Genomic DNA, 3169 nt, shown 5'->3' with positions numbered 1-3169 from the left:
AACGACAGGAGCACGACGCCGCCGAAGCCGACGAGGAGCCACGGCACACGCCACTCCTCCGGCACGAAGATGCCGATGACGACGGTCGCGAGGAAGGCCGTGGCCCAGACGACGAGCACACCGACGAACGCGTTGCGCGGTGCGAGTGCGGGATCCGTCATGTCTCCATTGTGACCTATCGCTCCCGGTATCATGGCGGCACGACGTCGATCCGCGTCTGTGAGGAGTGCGTGTGGCCCAGGTCCTGGTTCTGACCAACGCTCCGCTCTCCGAGCAGGTGCTCCCCGCGCTCGAGCTGTTGAGCCACCGCACGCGCCAGATCCCCGCAGAGCCCTCGCAATTGATCAGTGCGCCCGATCATGATGTCGTGATCGTCGACGGCCGTCACGACCTCGTCGGGGCGAAGTCGCTGTGCCGTCTGCTGCGGACGGCAGGACAGGACTCCCCGCTGCTGCTCGTCGTCACGGAGGGCGGGATGAGCGCCCTCTCCGGCGACTGGGGCATCGATGACGTGCTCCTCTCCACCGCGGGTCCGGCGGAGATCGATGCCAGGCTGCGTCTCGTGCTGGCACGACGCGACGAGGTCGCCGAACCCGCACGCGTGCAGGCATCCGGCGTGACCATCGACGAGCAGTCCTACTCGGCGAAGCTGCGCGGCAGACCTCTGGACCTCACCTACAAGGAGTTCCAGCTGCTGCATTTCCTGGCGACCCACCCGGCTCGCGTCTTCACCAGGGAGCAGCTGCTGAGCGAGGTCTGGGGATACGACTACTTCGGGGGCACCCGCACCGTCGATGTGCACGTGCGACGACTGAGGGCGAAGCTCGGCGATCAGGAGCAGATCATCGGAACGGTGCGCAACGTCGGCTACCGCTTCAACGTCAACGAAGACGAAGGTCTGGCCAGCGCGGGGTGAGGCGACTCCGTTCACACGCGCGTCACTTCTCGGTGCTTAGATGTACCCCATGATCGATCCCGCACTCGCCGACGCCGGGCTGGGTGATGCCGAAGACGACGACTTCGACGCCATCGAGTCCTACGACGCCCAGCTCCCCGACCACCGCTACCTGGATCGCGAGCTGAGCTGGCTCGCCTTCAACCAGCGCGTGCTGGAGCTCGCCGAGGATCCGTCGCTCCCCGAACTGGAGCGGGCCAACTTCCTGGCGATCTTCGCGAGCAACCTCGACGAGTTCTTCATGGTGCGCGTCGCTGGCCTCAAGCGACGCATCATGACCGGCCTCGCCGTGCCCACCAACATCGGCCGCTCCCCCGTCGACGCCCTCGCCGACATCTCGCGCGAGGCACACGCGCTGCAGCTGCGCCATGCCGACGCATGGACGTCGCTGGTGCGACCCGCTCTCGCCGAATCCGGAATCGAGATCGCCGATTGGTCGGAGCTGACCGACGACGAGCGCACGGCGCTCTCCGAGTACTTCTCCGCACAGGTCTTCCCGGTGCTGATGCCCCTCGCCGTGGATCCCGCCCACCCGTTCCCGTACATCTCCGGTCTGTCGCTGAACCTCGCGATCCGCATCCGCAACGCCCGCACGGGGCGCCAGGAGTTCGCGCGTCTCAAGGTGCCGCCCATGCTCCCCCGCTTCGTCGAGGTACCGGGCGGCGGCGAGATCAAGCGCTTCCTGCGGCTCGAAGAGCTCATCGCCAACCATCTCGGCGACCTCTTCCCCGGCATGGAGGTGCTCGACCATCATGCGTTCCGTCTCACCCGCAACGAAGACGTGGAGATCGAGGAGGACGAGAGCGAGAACCTGATCCAGGCGCTCGAAGCCGAGCTGCTGCGTCGTCGGTTCGGGCCTCCGATCCGGCTCGAGATCACCGACGACATGGACGACGTGACCATGGACCTGCTGGTCCGGGAACTCGACATCACCGACCTGGAGGTCTATCGCCTTCCAGGGCCGCTCGATCTGCGCGGACTCTTCGACCTGTCGCGGATCGACCGCCCCGACCTGCGGTACCCGCCGCACCTGCCCACCACCGCCGTCGCCTTCCAGCCCGCGGGATCGAGCACCCGGGCCGACATCTTCAAAGCGATCCGCAAGTCCGACGTGCTCGTCCACCACCCGTACGAGTCGTTCACCACCAGCGTGCAGGCGTTCCTCGAGCAGGCCGCCCGCGACCCGCACGTGCTCGCCATCAAGCAGACGCTGTACCGCACCTCCGGAGACAGCCCCGTCGTGCAGGCGCTCATCGACGCGGCCGAGGCGGGCAAGCAGGTGCTCGCTCTCGTCGAGGTGAAGGCGCGATTCGATGAGGCGAACAACATCGTCTGGGCCCGCAAGCTGGAGAAGGCCGGCGTGCACGTGGTGTACGGCCTGGTCGGACTCAAGACGCACTGCAAGCTCGCCCTCGTGATCCGCGAGGAAGACGGCAAGCTCCAGCACTACTCGCATGTCGGCACCGGCAACTACAACCCGAAGACCAGCCGCATCTACGAGGACTTCGGACTGTTCACCGCGGATGCGCAGGTCGGAAAAGACCTGACGCGTCTGTTCAACGAACTCAGCGGCTACGCGATCGAGAAGAAGTTCAAGCGCCTGCTGGTCGCCCCTCTGCACCTGCGCAAGGGGCTCGTGCGTCAGATCGACGCGGAGCGCAAGAACGCCGAGGCCGGCATCCCCGCGCACATCCGCATCAAGGTGAACTCGATGGTCGACGAGGAGATCATCGACGCTCTCTACCGGGCGAGCGCGGCAGGAGTGAAGGTCGACGTCTGGGTGCGCGGCATCTGCAGTCTCCGCACCGACCTCGACGGCATCAGCGACAACATCACGGTTCGCAGCATCCTCGGGCGTTACCTGGAGCACTCGCGTATCTTCGCCTTCGAGAACGGCGGCGACCCGCAGGTCTACATCGGCAGCGCTGACATGATGCACCGCAACCTGGACCGTCGTGTCGAGGCCCTCGTGCGCGTCACCGACCCCGCCCACCTCAAGGAGCTCAGCACGTTCTTCGACCTGGCGATGGACGACGGCACCTCGTCGTGGCACCTCGGCCCTGAGGGAGTCTGGACGCGCCACGCCACGGATGCGGACGGCAAGCCTCTGATCGACCTGCAGGATAAGACCATGGGGTTGATCCAGCGGCGCCGTCGGGCTCGGGCGGTTCGATGAGCGGCCGGCAGCTGCAGCTCCCGGCCGACACGACGACG

The 3169-nt window shown here is 66.5% G+C and carries 2 protein-coding genes; both read left to right on the top strand.

Annotated elements, in window-relative coordinates; translation table 11 throughout:
- The first annotated feature begins 232 nt into the window (after positions 1–232).
- Entirely contained in the window at positions 233–916 is a 684-nt protein-coding gene (locus DSP71_RS07465) for a response regulator transcription factor (protein ID WP_046746480.1), read from the top strand.
- Between the two features lie 49 nt (positions 917–965).
- Positions 966–3131, top strand: coding sequence for an RNA degradosome polyphosphate kinase (locus DSP71_RS07460; protein WP_046746479.1), 2166 nt, complete (start codon positions 966–968; stop codon positions 3129–3131).
- Positions 3132–3169: the final 38 nt, after the last annotated feature.

The sequence above is a fragment of the Microbacterium sp. H6 genome (assembly GCF_003314775.1).
Classification (GTDB): domain Bacteria; phylum Actinomycetota; class Actinomycetes; order Actinomycetales; family Microbacteriaceae; genus Microbacterium; species Microbacterium oxydans.
The sequence above is the reverse complement of the archived record's forward strand: the minus strand, read 5'-3'. Positions and strand labels throughout refer to the sequence as shown.

Coding starts and splice junctions, on each gene's coding strand:
- DSP71_RS07460 (WP_046746479.1), top strand. CDS start 966: ATGATCGATCCCGCACTCGCCGACGCCGGGCTGGGTGATGCCGAAGAC.